Source organism: Sphingomonas sp. AP4-R1 (genome assembly GCF_013113735.1).
Lineage (GTDB): Bacteria > Pseudomonadota > Alphaproteobacteria > Sphingomonadales > Sphingomonadaceae > Sphingomonas_I.
Genome location: NZ_CP053346.1, coordinates 2,395,875 through 2,410,520 on the forward strand (window position 1 = coordinate 2,395,875; position 14,646 = coordinate 2,410,520).

A 14,646-nucleotide genomic window follows, 5' to 3' on the forward strand; every position below is an offset into this window, starting at 1 on the left:
TCCCAGAACCGTTGGAGATATCCTTGCCGAATTCCACGCTATCCCTTTCGCGCCGCGACCTTCTGCAAGGTGTCGGCGCGGCCGGACTGGCCGCGACGATACCCAATCTGGCAACGGCGGCAACCAGAGGAGGCGATGTCGCGGCTATCAAGTCCGTCGTCGCGCGCCAGCATGACGACATGATTCGACGCCTTCGCGACTGGATCGCTCTGCCGACCATCGCGGCCGAGAGACGCAATCTCCAGGAAGGCGCGCAGATGATGAGCGCCATGCTGACCGACGCGGGTTTCCAGCACACCGAGATCATTCAGACGCCTGGCACTCCGGCCGTGTTTGCCACCCTTGATGCCGGTGCCGCCAAAACGCTCGGCGTCTACGCGATGTACGACGTCAAGCAGTATGACGGACCGGGCTGGATCGCACCGCCTCTCGAAGGACGGATCGTCGAGGATCCCGATCTGGGCAAGATCATGATCGCGCGCGGTGCGATCAACACGAAAGGCCCGCAAATGGCTTTTCTGGCGGCGCTGCATGCAATCCGGGCCGCCGGCCGGAAACTGCCCGTCAACATTGTTCTGATCGCCGAAGGTGAGGAAGAAGTCGGCTCGGTCCATCTCGAGGAGGTCCTCAACAAACCCCAGGTGGCGCAGGCATTGTCCCGCTGCACAGGCATGATCTACGCGGATGCCGCACAATCCCCGTCAGGCGATGTCACGCTCGACCTTGGATCGAAGGGAATGCTCGAGGTCGAACTGACCGCATCGTCGCAGGCGTGGGGCCGAGGCGCGGCCGAAGAGGTTCATTCAGGCTATGCCGCCGCGATCGACAGTCCGGTGTGGCATCTCGTTCAGGCCCTGGCGACGATGACGTCGCCTGACGGAACGCGCGTGACGATCGACGGCTGGTATGACGATATCCGGGCGCCAACGCCGCACGAACTCGCGCTCCTGGCAAAGAATGCCACACCCTCGAGCGAGGAGAGCATGAAGAAGATTTTCGGCGTGCGGCGCTGGCTCAACGATGTGCCTTATCCGCAAGCCGTCGAGCGGCTGGCCAACGCGCCAACGGCGAACATCGAAGGGATTTATGGCGGCTATACTGGGCCTGGCGGGAAGACGAGCCTGCCTGCTCGCGGCGTCGCGAAAATGGATTTCCGCCTCGTCCCCAACCAGACGGCCAAGGGCGCTGAAGCAAAGCTGCGCGCTCATCTGGCCAAGCACGGCTTCGGCGACATCGATGTGAAAGCGACCGGCGGGGTGGATCCGAGCGAGACACGCGAGGACACTCCGCTCATTGCGGCGGTGAAGAGCGTCTACGCCAAGGAAGGCGTGCCGCTGACGATCAACCCGCGCAACCCGACATCCGGCCCAACCTACCTGTTCACCAACCCGCCCTTCAGCCTGGCGTTCAGCAGCTTCGGCCTTGGGCATGGTGCACGCTTCCATGTGCCGAACGAATATTATGTCATTGAACCCAAGAACCCGCTGCTCCGGGGATTTGACGGAGCGACATCATCATTCGTGGAACTGCTCTATGCGCTCGCCTGAGCGGGACGTACGGCCCGGGGAGCCAAGCGGTATGCGCAGCGCGCGGCGACGCTCGGGAATACATCACGCCGCTCTGCTCGTGGCGGCATCGCTCGCCGTGCCTGCCATCGCGCAGGAACAGGGCCCCAAGCCCGCCGTGAGGGCTGCTCATGCGATGGCATCATCTTCCAACCCGATCGTGACGCGCACGATGGTGGAGGTGATGCGTCGCGGCGGCAATGCAATGGACGCAGTGCTCGCCTCCATCCCCGTCGCGACCGTCGTCGAACCGCAGATGGTCACGCTGGCGGGAGGTGCGGGCATCCTTTATTTCGAGGCGAAGACCGGCCGCTATCACTATCTCGACGCCGAACTCGACCATACCGCTGACGGGGCGGCAATGACGGCCGGCTGGACCGATCTGACGGTCGGGCGGGGAGAGCAGGTTCCCATCACGTCCGGTAAGCGGGTCGCTGTGCCCGGCGTCGTCGCGGGCATGAAGGCTGCGGCCGATCGCTTCGGAACGCTGCGCTGGGCGGACTATTTCGCGCCGGCGGTGAAGATCTCGACCCAGGGCTTCCCGATGTCCTCCTTTCTCTACGGAGAGCTGTCGGCTGCTGCCCAGACCGTGCTCGCCGCCTATCCGTCAGGCCGGGACGAATATCTGCCGCAAGGCTATCCCGCGCCTGTCGGAACGACGGTACGCTTTCCTCACCTAGCAACCGCCATGCAGCGCCTGCAAGCGGAGGGGCCGGACTATATGTATTCCGGTGAGTGGGCCCATCATCTTGTCGAGCAGGTACACGCCGCCGGCGGCAGCATGACGCTCGCCGACCTGGCGCAGTACAAGCCCCGCTGGGAGGAGCCCGTGCGCTCCACGTTCCGGAATTTCGAGATCGTCTCGGCGCCGCCCCCTGCAACCGGCGGCATCCTGATTGGAATGACCCTCAACATTCTCGAACATTATGATCTGGCGGCACACCCTGATTACGCGGCTTCCGCCGCGAGCCTCGAGATGGTGCGGCGCGCCGTCGGCGCTGCGGAAACCGCCACCGACGAATATGTCCGTGATCCACTGAGCTACGAGGTCCCGGTCGCGTCCCTTCTGTCGAAGGATTATGCGCGCATGCTGTACAATATTGCAGCAGGCAGCATGCCGAGGGCGGCCGGACTCCCGCCCCTCACAGCAGTGCGGCCTCCCGCATCCGGGCTTCAACTCGCTGCCGATTTCACGGCTCACGGGCGCCACACGACCGATACGACCCACGTCGTCGCAGTCGACAAGGACGGCAATATGGCCTCCCTGACCCATTCGGTTTACGGTAATACGTTCGGTCCGGGTTTCGTGATCGACGGAATTCAGGCGAACAGCGGCAATTCGTTTCCAGGCAATGTCGCCGGAGCGGGACGACGGACGATCTCACCGTTCCCGCCCACCATGGTGGTGAAGGACGGCAAGCCATGGATGACGATCGGTTCGCCCGGGCTGGCATCGGAGGCGGTGGCGATCACGCTGATAAACCGGCTCGGATACGGGAAGGACCTGCTGGCGGCGACAGATGCGCCCCGTTTCTCCGGGAGCCAGGTCGGTGTCGATTTCGTGGTCGAGAACCGTCTGGCACCAGGCGTTTTGGATGAGCTGAAAACGCGATATCAGGTATCTGCTCGGCCTACGGTGCCCTATATGTGGCACTTCGGATCCATTCAGGCGATCGAGCGGCTTCCCGACGGTTCGCTGCTGGGTGTGGCCGACGCGCGACGTGCGGGTTCTGTCGCCGGCTATTGAGACGCGCGTCGGCTGCGGCCGGCGCTCAACGACAATCACTCCGATCAGGATCATCTCGATGAAGACCTTTGCGCGCCGACCGAAGCTGTTCCTGTCGATGGCGACCGCATGCCTGTTCGCGGGGATCGCCACGGTGCCGGCATATTCTGACCCTGTATCGAAGCCGCAGGTCGCTGATCCGATTCCGGCCCGTACAGAAGGCGAGGGGCCTTTCAGCCGGCTGATCCTGCGCGGGGCCATCATGGTCGATGGAACCGGCGGACCTGCACAGGGTCCGGTAGACATCGTGATCGTGAACGACCGGATCGCGGAGGTCGTAACGGTCGGGGCGCCGGGTCGTATCGAAGAAGACCGGCGACCGGCCAAAGGCGATCGTGAGATCGATATGACCGGCTATTATGTGATGCCGGGCTTCATCAATTCACACGTCCATCTTCTGTCGCTCAATGACCCGCAGAAGATCCCCACCGATTACATGCTGAAGCTCTGGCTTATAAACGGCATCACATCCGTGCGCGAACTCGGCAGCGATCGTCCTCCTGAATGGTTGCTCGATATCAAGCGGCGCAGTGCGCGCAACGAAATCACGGCGCCGCGCATCGACGTCTATCCCTATTTTTCGTGGGGCCAGAAGACGATCACGACCGAGGCGCAGGCCCGCGAACGGATCGATGCAATGAAGAAAATCGGCGTCGACGGTGTGAAATTCGGGGGCGGGCCGGCAAACCTCACGCTCGCCGGGATTGCTGAGGCCAAGAAGATCGGCCTTCGTTCGACGATGCATCATGACCAGCTCGCCGTTGCTGACACTAACGTTCTGGACACCTCCGGCGCCGGCCTCGAAAGCATGGAGCATTGGTACGGGTTGCCGGAGGCGATGTTCACCGATCGCGCGCTTCAGACTTACAGCCCGAATTATATATACGACAACGAGCAGGATCGCTTCGGGGAAGCCGGGCGGCTCTGGCAACAGGCCGCGGCACCTGGTTCACCCAAATGGGAAGAGGTGATGAGCACGCTGCTCGATCGCCATTTCGCCTTGAGCCCGACCTTCGTTCCCTACCTCGCCAGCAGGGACCTGTGGCGCATGATCCGCATGCCCTGGCAGGAGGAATATACGATGCCGGCGCTTTGGGACTTCTGGCGCCCCAACCCCCTCAATCACGGCTCGTTCTGGTTCGACTGGACGACCGAGGACGAGGTCGCGTGGCGCGACAATTTCGCCAAATGGATGAAGTTCGTCAACGAATACAAAAACAGGGGCGGCAGGGTGTCTGTCGGGGACGATGCCGGCTACCTCTATAATCTGCCGGGCTTCGGATATGTGCAGGAGCTTGAACTCCTGCGCGAGGCGGGATTCAGCTCGCTTGAAGTCATTCGCGCTGCGACCCAAACCGGTGCACGCGTGCTTGGTCACGAGGATCAGGTCGGTGTGATCGGACCCGGTCTCAAAGCGGATATTATCGCTGTGAAGGGCAATCCACTGGCCAATCTCAAGCTGCTCTACCCGACAGGAACAATCCGGATGGACCCTGAAACCGGCAAGGTCGTGCAGGTCGGCGGGATCGATTGGATCATCAAGGACGGTATCGTCTATCAGGGCAAACGGCTCCGCGATGAGGTCAAGGCGATGGTCGCAAAACAGAAAGCAGAGCGCGGGATTGCGCCCGGCATGATGCGCGTGCCGTCCTGACGCACTGGCGATCGGGGCGCGATCGACGACAAGGGCAACCTGTTCATCCTAGCGGATTCAGGTCCGTCGAGATGGCCCCTCGGCGGTACCCGCGTCTCGGTGGTCCATCGAGGACGCTGAGGCGGCCGGCGTGCCTTTGCCAATGGGCGGTTGTGCTTCCATGTGCGCAACCGCCGGTGACGTTAGATCGCTTGGCCTCCGTCCACGACGAAATTCGTGCCGAGCGTGAAGGCGGACCAGTCGGAGCAGAGCCACAGGACCTGGGCTGCGATCTCTTCCGGCCGGCCCAAGCGACCATTGGGCTGTCGCGCAACCGCAGCCTGCCGGCCATCGCTCGTGCCGCCTGTAAAGCGGGTCATCATCGGTGTCTCGATAATCCCTGGGCTGAGGGCGTTGATCCGGATGTTGCGAGCGGCATAATCGAGTGCTGCGGCCTTGGTGAGTCCGATCACACCAAACTTGGCGGCGCAGTAGGCGGCCTTGCCAGCGACACCGCGAAAACCCGCACCTGATGCGGTATTCACGATCGCACCATGCCCCTGGCCCACCATCTGCGCGAGTTGATGCTTCATCGCGTAGAAGACACCCGTCAAGTTGACGCCGATCTGACGTTCCCATTCGGAGGAGGAGAGGTCAGCGACAGCCGCCCCGGGCTGTTCGATACCGGCATTGTTGAAGGCAAAGTCCAGTGAGCCGAAGGTCCGGATGGTTGTCGCGATCGCGGCCTGAACCTCCCCCTCGCGGGCGACATCGGCAGGAAGCGCGATGGCGCGACCGCCTTCGTGCCCGATCAGGGCGACGGTCTCGTCGATGGCCGCCTTGGTGCGACCGACGGCAACGACGATCGCACCGGCGTTCGCGAAGGCCAGCGCGGTGGCCCGGCCGATCCCTGTACCGGCGCCGCTCACGAATGCGACCTTGTCGCGGAAGTCGAACGTTGGTCCCATCGGTCAGTTGTCCCGCATTTGGTCGGCTTGCATTCCGCGTGCCTGGCTGTTTTGGCTTTCCAGTCGTTCTACACGCAGTCTTACGGCCACCAGCGCGGAGCCGCAGACGAGAAGGGCCGACAGCAAGTAAATCTGCCCGATACCAGAGTGATCGGCGACGAAGCCGAAAACCGGACCGGCCGTTCCGAGCGCCAAATCGAGAAATGCCGTATAGCTCCCCATCGCCGCCGCGCGGCTTTCCGGAGGGGTTCGACGAACGGCCTCGACGCCCAGCGCCGGGAAAACCAGTGCATATCCGAAACCGGCCAGTGCCGAGCCGCCGATCGCCACGGGCGGCGTCTGTGCGAGCCAGATCAGCGCAAGGCCGGCGGCTTCGACGAGCGAAGAAAACAGGGCAACCTTGGCGCCTCCAACGCGGTCGGGAAGATGCCCAAAGAGCAAACGTGCCAGGATGAATGCGATGCTGAACGCGGTGAAAGCCGCCCAGCCTGACGTCCATCCGTGCTGTGCGAAGAGCAGGGCCGCGAAGATGGTGAGAGCGCCGAAGCCCAGACTGGCAAGCGACAGACCGATGCCAGGCAGGCGCACATAGCCGATCACCGTCAGGATTCCGGCTCGAGGAGCCTGTTTCGGGACCACGGGCGCAAACGGCGTCACGCATAGAATGCCAAGCAGCGGAACAGCTGCAGTGGTGAGTGAAATGGCGGCGAAGCCGAACGAGGCGTAGAGCGCGGAGCCGAGCGGCGCGGCGAGCGCGAAGGCAGCATACATGGGCAGCCCCATCCATGCGATGACCTTGCCTGCATTGTCCGAGCCGCCAAGTGCGAGCCCCCAGGCGAGCGCCCCGGTGATCACGAAGCTTTCGCCGATGCCGAGCAGCCCCCGCCCCATGATCAGAATGGCGGCGGAGGCAATAGGAGGCCAGTCGATGTCGACCGAGCACAGATAAACGATTCCGGACGCAGCGGCCGCGACACATCCGACGATGATTGCCGATTTCCCGCCCCGTGTATCGGCGAACCGTCCGGCCATGATCCGCGAGACCAGGGACGCTAGGAACTGGCTACCTGCAACGAGCCCGATCACGAATGATGGAAGGCCGAGCCGATCATGAATGTGGAGCGGCAGGACGGGCATGGCGAGCCCGATCACGCCGAAAATGAGGAAGACAACGCATGCCATCGGCATGATGGCGATCGCCAGCGGGTGGTGCGGGAAAGCGCTCATGCGAGGGGTCTCGTGGCGAGGATCGCGAAAGGACGAAGGCACTAGGCCAGTGGGATTTGTTGCGGTGCAGCAATTCGGGGAAGGGAGCGGATCTCGGGTACCGATTGCCTGATATGTCCAATAATTGGGATTTCAGGGTTTATGACGCCGCAAACGCGCTATCGTTCCGTCGATAACGTTTAAAAAATCCTGTGATTTGAAATTTTCACTTGAACAGATCATGCTGCAGTGCGATAAGGAGCTCGCCTTTCAGGCATCCTCTCCTAACTTCTGAGGTCACCTTGCGGTGGCCTCTTTTTTTTGCCTGCGCCTCCAGCGCGCCGGAAATGGTCCTTTGGGATCGCCTCCATGAGGCCCTCATGGAACCGGGGCAGCAAAGCGGGGAGGTCGGGGCTGCGTAAGATGGGAATGGCCTCAAACCTGAGTCGATCGCGCCGCCGGTTCCTGCAACGCAACGATGCTTTCACGTCTGTTTGTTGCCTGCACCGGGGCGGCCTCGGACCGCGCAATGGCGATGAATTCGCTTTGTCAGATTTTCAGATCGACAAGGAGGCCATGTCGATCACGAAACGATACCGGACGTCGGCCTGTTCCATACGATCAAATGCGGTGTTGATCTCATCCATGCGGATCATCTCGACATCCGGCAGGATGTTATGCTTGCCGCAGAAGTCGAGCATTTCCTGTGTCTCGGCCATGCCACCGACGGGAGAGCCGGCAATCTTGCGGCGCCCCATGATAAGACCCGGGGTCATGACTTCGGGCAATGGTCCGATCTGACCGACGATGTTGAGCACGCCTTCGACGTCGAGAAGCGCAATATAGGGATTAATATCGTGCTTGACCGGCACGGTATCGATGATGAGATCAAAACTGGAGGCAGCCGAAGCCATGGCTGCCTCGTCCGACGAGACCAGCAGGGTATCGGCTCCCAATGTCAGGGCATCCTGTTTCTTGGAGTCCGTGCGGCTGATGACTGTCACTTCGGCTTTCATCGCCTTGGCGAGCTTTACCGCCATGTGACCTAACCCGCCGAGACCGATTACGCCGACGCGGCTGCCGGGCCCTACCTGCCACATGCGGAGCGGAACATAGGATGTCAGACCGGCACAGAGCAGAGGGGCGGCCTTCGCCACATCGAGCGTCTCCGGCACATGCAGAACGAAATGATCTCGCACGACGATATGTTTGGAATAGCCGCCCTTGCTATTCTCCTGGGTGACGCGATCGGGGCTATTGTAGGTCTGGGTCACGTCGTGGCGGCAGAAGATTTCTTCGCCGCGTGCGCACTGGTCGCACTCCATGCAACTGTCGACCACGCATCCGACGGCACCATAGTCGCCGACCTTGTGCCGGGTGACGTCGGACCCGATGGCCGTGATGCGACCAATGATTTCGTGCCCTGGGACCAGCGGATAGACCGCGCCGCCCCAGTCGTTGCGCGCTTGATGGAGATCGCTATGGCAGACACCGCAGAACAGAATCTCCATCGCGACGTCGTTCGCTCGAAGCTCGCGACGCTCGAACGAGAGCGGGGCCAGATCGGCCTTCTCGGCGTGAGCGGCATAACCGATGGTCTGCATATGTCTTTCCGTTCTGAATTGTCGCACATCAGAGCCGGCGACTTTCCGATATCTGTACCAGTCTCCAACGTCTGGTTTCGTGATCGTGGCGGCGCTGCGCAAGTGTGCATTGCTCAACGACGCAGTGAGCCGCGCTCATCGCGCTGACGCGAAGAAAGGTTCGAGCCCGCTATTTACGCCGGGTGATGGGAAGCTATGCGATATGACATTGATATTTTAGGCAATGTTGATGTCATCACTCCACCTGGTCGGACAGCGATGTTTCGATGTGAACCTGGATACGGGGTCAGCGTGGTGCTGCCACGTGGTCTCCTTTCTTGGGCGCGCACCTGCCTCGGCAAGGTGGGCATGCGTGTGCGATCGCCGCGCAAGGGGTGAAAGAAGATCATGAGCAAGCGATGCTGGTCAAAAGACTGATGGCGGCAAGCGTGGCGTCGGCGCTGGCCTATGTCGGCTCCGGCGCCATGCCTTTTCAGATAACGGCGCTGATGCGCAGGGATGGTCTTGGCGCGTCGGCTGCAGGAATGTTCGGGTTCTTCGAAATCCTGTCCTTCGCTCTTGTCATGATGATCGCGTCGCGCCTCCTTGGGGCGCGCTGGTTGCGGTCTGCCGGGCTTGCAGGGGCGTTGGGCTGTCTTTGTGCCAATCTCATTCTCGCCACGGTCGGGGGCGATCATTATGCCATCTGGACGGAGGCCGCTTTTCTTGGCGCTTCCCAAGCGCTGCTCGGGCGCGCTTATGTTTGCACGGCCGCTGCGAGTGACAATCCGGATCGCATGTTCCTCCTGGCCAGTGCTCTCAGCACGCTGATCATCGTCAGTCTGATCGCGACAATTCCCTTCTTCGGCACCTGGTTTGGGGATGCCGGCGTCTTCTTGGCCTATTGCGCCTTCATCGTGGTGCTTTCGCCTTGCCTGTTCATGCTGCCGCGGTCGGCAGGTGAGGCCGCTCATTTGGAGGATTTCGTCGAAGAGCGACGACAACTCCGCTTCCCGGTATTTGGGCTGATGGCGATAGCGCTGGGCATGTCGCTCGCTGTCGGCATGGCCTGGTCCTTTTCGCACCACTTCGCTGAACTGATCCGCATGAGCGAGGTGAAGATTGCCTTGATCGACAATATCGGTCTGCTGTCAGGAGTGGCGGCGCTTGTCGCTGCGTCCCTTGCTGCCGGCAGGCTGAACACTATCGCCGTGCTGGCGGTGGCGGTAGTCGGGGCAGGAGGTGGGGCTGCCCTGATCTGCCTGGCGCAGACGCCCTCGGTCTATGCAATCGCGGTCGTGATAAACTGGATATTCGCCTCGACCGCCTGCTGCTGGATCCCGGCTGCATCGGCTGAACTGGATCGGACCGGGCAGGCCGCGACTTTGTGCAGCAGCGCCGAGCGGATCGGCTATGCCTTCGGAGCACCGTTTGGCGGGTTCATCCTCGATCATGCATCACACCAGTTTCTGGCTGCCGCGGCATTCCTGTGCTGCGTGACTGCGCTTCCCTTCAGCTTGCCGCGAATAGCCCGTGACGTGCGCGCCAGCGCTCCTGGGCGGTCGGCAAGCACGGCCGGGGCCGGATGATCGCCATCATCTGCCGCCCGCATCCGGCCGGACGGCGCCGACGTTGCCAGCGTGATGCGCACATGCGCCGGAACGGGCATTGTTCGATGCATTGACAGTGCTGTCAATTTTTGATCTGTCCCTATGCCGTAGGAGCGAAGATTCCGATCGGGAGGGTGAGGATGAAGGTGCTGAGCATCGGCTTTATGGTATCGGCTGCCACGACGCTGGCCGCTCCCATTGCCGCGCACGCAGGCGGCCTGAGGGCAGGGGCAGGGCGAATTGAGATCACCCCGCCAGAACAGTCTCTGGCCAAGGGCGACCGGATCGTTGACCGCCTTTATGCCAGGGCGATTGTCCTGGAGGATATGGGGCGATGTGCCGTCATCGTGGGCGTGGATCAAGGAGGTCTGCGCGATCCCGTTGTCAAACCCGCAATTGAGCGCGCGATGCACGTTACCGGCTGCCCCGCCGAGAATTTCGTGATCTCAGCCACGCATACGCACAGCGGTTCGACAGGGGGGCTTGGGGCCGGTGAGCCAGGTCCGAAAGTCGTCGAGAATGCGATCGTCGCGGCCGTGCAATCCGCGCAGACTGCCTTGCGTCCGGCTCGCATCGGCTATGCGACGACCAACGTGTATCTGAACGTGAACCGCGACGATTTCATCGATGGCCGATGGACCCAGGCACCGAACATTGATGGTCGTTCTGACAAGACGCTGGCTGTCGTAAATGTTCTCGACGAACGCAGTAATCCGATAGCAGTCTATATGAACTATGCGATGCACCCGGTGAATTTCTATCATTCGGGTGTCATCAGCGCTGATTTTGCCGGGGAGGCCTCCCGCTATATCGAGCAGCATTACGCACCCCAGACCGTCGCGATCTTCGCGCAAGGGGCGTCCGGCGACCAAAATCCGCGTCTCCAGCGGCCTGAGCGGCAATTGATCTACGTGCGCACCCATTCGCCGGCGGCAAGAGATCGAGCCATTACCGGGCCTCAGCCGTGGCAGCGTGCCACCAACGAACGCAATCCCGTGGCGCGCGACGATGCGCAGATGAAGATACCGGTTTCCACCGAAGAGAGGCCTGCCTACGACGCGGCCGTCGAAAACGTCGAGCAAGTCGTGCAGGCGATGGGAACGATCATCGGCGAAAGCGCGATCCAGGCGATGATCGATCAGGGGCGGCTGGCGGACACGGTGGAAATAAAGGGGGCAGGCCGAGCGGTCCAGTGTCCAGGCCGGGACCGGCTCGATCGCGAAGATCCGATCCGGGAGGGGGCATTGCCACCTTATGCCGACGGTGCGCCGGTGAACTTGAAAGTCGGGATGCTCAGGATAGGCGATATCTATATCGGGACGGTCAACGGCGAGGTCTATGGCGACATTGCCGCACGGCTGAAGCGCGAAGCGCCTGTAGGGAAGCTGATGATGACGACGCTTGCCAACGGTGCCGCCAACTCGGGCTATATTTACTCGAACGAGGCAAGCGCGCGGCTGACGTTCCAAGTTATCTCGTCACGCCTGAAACCGGGCTGCGCCGAGGATGCGATCGTTAATGCCAGTCTCGACATGATCGGCCAGCTTTCCCACTGATGATTGTCGGGCTCGTTGCTGCCTTTACGGAAGGTGGGACGGAAATGATGGACCATGTTCTGCTTGGGCGATCCTGCATCTACGTTTCTTGTCGGGCCGACAAGAAACGATGGCGCGGTTCGCTTTCCTGGTGTGGACTAGCGGCCGCGGACCGTCCGCCTTTTGGAGCGAAAAGCGGCCCGGGGCCTCTCTGCCCGGATCCGGGGAAGGCGCCGTGAAATGACGCTATCCATCATAGGCTATGCGTTCGATTTTTCCGGTGAGCAGCCCGTATGAGAGCGCGCCCATGACGGTCAGGCACGTTACGAACACGAGCGCGGGAGCAAAGTTCTTCCCGTCCGCCAGATAACCGATGCACAGCGGTACCAGGATGCCCGCGATACCGCCGGCCGTGTTGAAGACGCCTCCTGTAAGACCAAGCAGGCGTTTGGGCGCGAGCGCGGATACCAGTGACCAGACAATCGAGGCAAAGCCCGTGCCGAAGAAGGCGATTGCCATGAACAGAATGACCAAGCGGGAATCTTCGACGAAATTGGCACCAATGATGGTCGTCGAAAGGATCATGCCGCCGACGATCGGAGTTTTTCGCGCAACGCCTATGCTGAAGCCGCGGCGCAGCAGGAAGTCCGAAAAAAAGCCGCCACAAAGGACTCCGACGAAACCGCACAGGAACGGGACGGATGCCGCGAACCCGGCGTTGATGAAGCTCATGCCGCGATAGTCGACCAGATAGGTCGGAAACCAGGTCAAGAAGAACATCGTCGTACCGCCGAGGCCGATTTGCCCGAGGTAAAGGCCCCACAACTTCCTGCGAGAGAGCAGGAAGCCGAGATGGCGCCATCGGAAGCCGAGCCTGTCGCCGTCCACCCGCTCAAGTTGCTCTGAGAGATCCGGAATGCCGCCGCCGTTGCGGATCAGGTCGAGTTCGGCCTGGTTGATCCGAGGGGCGTCGCGAGGCTCGCGATACAGCAGGAACCAAGCAACCGCCCATGCCATGCCGAGCATGCCGGTAAACAGGAACACCGACTGCCATCCGAACCGGACAAGCATCCATGTGAGCAGGGGATTGAGGAACGCGATGCCGACGAATTGCGCTGAGCCGAAGATGCCGACGGCGGCGCCTTTTTCCCGTTCGGGGAACCATGTCGTCACGACGCGACTGTTGATCGGATAGCTTGGCGCTTCCAGCGCTCCGACCAGGAAGCGCAGCACGATCAGCGCCGCGAAACTGGTCGTCAGTCCAAGACACAAGGTTGCACAAGACCAGGTAAAGATCAGCACTGCCGCCAGAAGCCGCGGCCGCACCTTGTCAGCCAGCCATCCGCCCGCAATTTGGCAGACCGCATACGCCCAACCCCATGAACTGAAGATCCACCCCATCATGTGCGGGGTGAGATGAAAATCATCCCGCATCCGCGGGGCTGCGATCGAGATGTTGGTCCGGTCGAGGTAATTGACGAGGACCGTCACGAACAGCAGTCCCATCACGCCGAAGCGCCGTCGCGTTGCCGTCATGCCGTGCACCGTTCCGGTTGCCATCCCGCCGTCTCCGCAGTCAGTTTTTCGGGGGCGCATGGCATCACCAATTGGTCACCGATCCGTCGCGTCGCTGGAGATGCGGCGCTTCCCAGAAACGGAATTCGGCACGCTCGACCAGATCCTCGTTCACCTCGACACCGAGCCCGGGTCCGTCCGGCACTCGGTAGATCGCGCCGTCCAGCTTCGGTTGGATCGGGAAGATGGCGTCGTCATCGAAGCCCAGATGGGTTTCGGCGGGGCTGGCACGGGTTTCGAGCCAAGCGAAATTTGGGACCGCCGCCGCGAAATGTATCGATGCCGCGGTACAGATCGGGCCGAGCGGATTGTGCGGCATCATGTCGACATAATGCGCTTCACTCCAACCGGCGATCTTCATGGCCTCGGTCAGCCCCCCCGCGAGGCATACGTCGACCCGGTTGAACTGGTGGATATCCTGCTCGACGAACGGCACGGCGTCCCATTTCGAGGTAAATTCCTCACCGATTGCAAAGGGAATGTCGGTCAGCCGGCGCAGCGCCGCATAGGCTGAGGGTGTCTCGGCACGGATCGGCTCTTCGAGGAAGTCCAGCGTGCCTGAGGACATTTTCTGACAAAAGCTGGCCGCTTCGGCGACCGTCAGCCGGTGATGGTAATCGATGCCCAGAACGACATCGGGACCCAGTGCTTCGCGCGCGGCCACGCACCAGCGCGCGGTCTCGGCGATATGTTCGCGCGGTTCATAGACGGATTTCTCTTCGGCGCCCGACGGTGAGAGGCGAAGTGCCGTCCAGCCATGCTCCACAAGCATGCGGGCCTGCTCGATCATCGCTTCGCCAGGTGCGGCAGACGTGCTGGCGAAAGTCGGGACGACGTCTCGCTGCCTGCCGCCCAGGAGTTCGTATACCGGAAGTCCCAGAGCCTTGCCCTTGAGATCGTAGAGCGCAATGTCGACGGCGGCCACAGCGGCCTGAAGAACCCGCCCGCCCTCATAATATTGGCTGCGATAAAGCTCCTGCCAGATCCTGCCGATCCGGAACGGATCCTGCCCGACCAGGAATTGCTCGAAATGACGGAGGGTCGCGCTGACCGCCAGTTCACGCCCTGACAGGCCGCTCTCGCCCCAGCCGAAGACGCCCTGATCGGTCTCTATTTTCAGCAGCAGCTGATTGCGGATACCGACCTTGACGGGAAACGTCTTCAAGCCCGTTATTTTCACGAAAG

Annotated in this window: 10 protein-coding genes; 5 read left to right on the forward strand and 5 right to left on the reverse strand. The window is 61.7% G+C overall.

Going from position 1 to position 14,646, the window contains the following annotated elements:
- Window positions 1–23: 23 nt before the first annotated feature.
- From HL653_RS11300 to HL653_RS11310, 3 genes are read left to right on the forward strand one after another with little or no spacing between them, the layout of a single operon-like run.
- Window positions 24–1,547, forward strand: a complete 1,524-nt coding sequence (locus HL653_RS11300) for a M20/M25/M40 family metallo-hydrolase (RefSeq protein WP_253717907.1) — start codon at window positions 24–26, stop codon at window positions 1,545–1,547.
- A 31-nt stretch (window positions 1,548–1,578) separates the two neighbouring features.
- Window positions 1,579–3,312 (forward strand): gamma-glutamyltransferase family protein, encoded by a 1,734-nt coding sequence (locus tag HL653_RS11305; RefSeq protein WP_171744608.1) that lies wholly within the window; start codon window positions 1,579–1,581, stop codon window positions 3,310–3,312.
- A 58-nt stretch (window positions 3,313–3,370) separates the two neighbouring features.
- A complete protein-coding gene (locus tag HL653_RS11310) occupies window positions 3,371–5,005 on the forward strand; it encodes an amidohydrolase family protein (RefSeq protein ID WP_253717911.1) in 1,635 nt (544 codons plus the stop codon).
- A 182-nt stretch (window positions 5,006–5,187) separates the two neighbouring features.
- On the opposite strand, the gene HL653_RS11315 is transcribed toward HL653_RS11310, so the two are convergent.
- From HL653_RS11315 to HL653_RS11325, 3 genes are all read right to left on the reverse strand, one after another.
- A complete protein-coding gene (locus tag HL653_RS11315; protein ID WP_171744609.1) occupies window positions 5,188–5,952 on the reverse strand; it encodes an SDR family oxidoreductase in 765 nt (254 codons plus the stop codon).
- Window positions 5,953–5,955: 3 nt separating this feature from the next.
- Window positions 5,956–7,179, reverse strand: coding sequence for an arabinose transporter (locus HL653_RS11320; protein WP_171744610.1), 1,224 nt, complete (start codon window positions 7,177–7,179; stop codon window positions 5,956–5,958).
- Between the two features lie 536 nt (window positions 7,180–7,715).
- On the reverse strand, window positions 7,716–8,762 hold the full coding sequence (locus HL653_RS11325) for an NAD(P)-dependent alcohol dehydrogenase (protein ID WP_171744611.1): 1,047 nt from the start codon (window positions 8,760–8,762) through the stop codon (window positions 7,716–7,718).
- Window positions 8,763–9,160: 398 nt separating this feature from the next.
- Between HL653_RS11325 and HL653_RS11330 the strand changes: the two genes are divergently transcribed.
- Together HL653_RS11330 and HL653_RS11335 are read left to right on the forward strand one after the other, a co-directional pair.
- Window positions 9,161–10,330, forward strand: coding sequence for a hypothetical protein (locus HL653_RS11330; RefSeq protein WP_171744612.1), 1,170 nt, complete (start codon window positions 9,161–9,163; stop codon window positions 10,328–10,330).
- A 161-nt stretch (window positions 10,331–10,491) separates the two neighbouring features.
- Window positions 10,492–11,907, forward strand: coding sequence for a neutral/alkaline non-lysosomal ceramidase N-terminal domain-containing protein (locus HL653_RS11335; RefSeq protein WP_171744613.1), 1,416 nt, complete (start codon window positions 10,492–10,494; stop codon window positions 11,905–11,907).
- 225 nt (window positions 11,908–12,132) lie between these two features.
- Here HL653_RS11335 and HL653_RS11340 read toward each other — a convergent pair whose 3' ends face one another.
- Together HL653_RS11340 and HL653_RS11345 are read right to left on the reverse strand one after the other, a co-directional pair.
- Window positions 12,133–13,446 carry an MFS transporter gene (locus tag HL653_RS11340; protein WP_171744614.1) on the reverse strand — a complete coding sequence of 438 codons (1,314 nt, stop codon included), beginning with the start codon at window positions 13,444–13,446 and terminating at the stop codon, window positions 12,133–12,135.
- 40 nt (window positions 13,447–13,486) lie between these two features.
- Window positions 13,487–14,626 carry a mandelate racemase/muconate lactonizing enzyme family protein gene (locus tag HL653_RS11345; protein WP_216599977.1) on the reverse strand — a complete coding sequence of 380 codons (1,140 nt, stop codon included), beginning with the start codon at window positions 14,624–14,626 and terminating at the stop codon, window positions 13,487–13,489.
- Window positions 14,627–14,646 lie beyond the last annotated feature (20 nt).

Excerpts from the sequence above, each read along its gene's own strand:
- HL653_RS11305 (WP_171744608.1), top strand. The coding sequence starts at position 1,579 with ATGCGCAGCGCGCGGCGACGCTCGGGAATACATCACGCCGCTCTGCTC.
- HL653_RS11310 (WP_253717911.1), top strand. The coding sequence starts at position 3,371 with ATGAAGACCTTTGCGCGCCGACCGAAGCTGTTCCTGTCGATGGCGACC.
- HL653_RS11315 (WP_171744609.1), bottom strand. The coding sequence starts at position 5,952 with ATGGGACCAACGTTCGACTTCCGCGACAAGGTCGCATTCGTGAGCGGC.
- HL653_RS11320 (WP_171744610.1), bottom strand. The coding sequence starts at position 7,179 with ATGAGCGCTTTCCCGCACCACCCGCTGGCGATCGCCATCATGCCGATG.
- HL653_RS11325 (WP_171744611.1), bottom strand. The coding sequence starts at position 8,762 with ATGCAGACCATCGGTTATGCCGCTCACGCCGAGAAGGCCGATCTGGCC.
- HL653_RS11330 (WP_171744612.1), top strand. The coding sequence starts at position 9,161 with ATGCTGGTCAAAAGACTGATGGCGGCAAGCGTGGCGTCGGCGCTGGCC.
- HL653_RS11335 (WP_171744613.1), top strand. The coding sequence starts at position 10,492 with ATGAAGGTGCTGAGCATCGGCTTTATGGTATCGGCTGCCACGACGCTG.
- HL653_RS11340 (WP_171744614.1), bottom strand. The coding sequence starts at position 13,446 with ATGGCAACCGGAACGGTGCACGGCATGACGGCAACGCGACGGCGCTTC.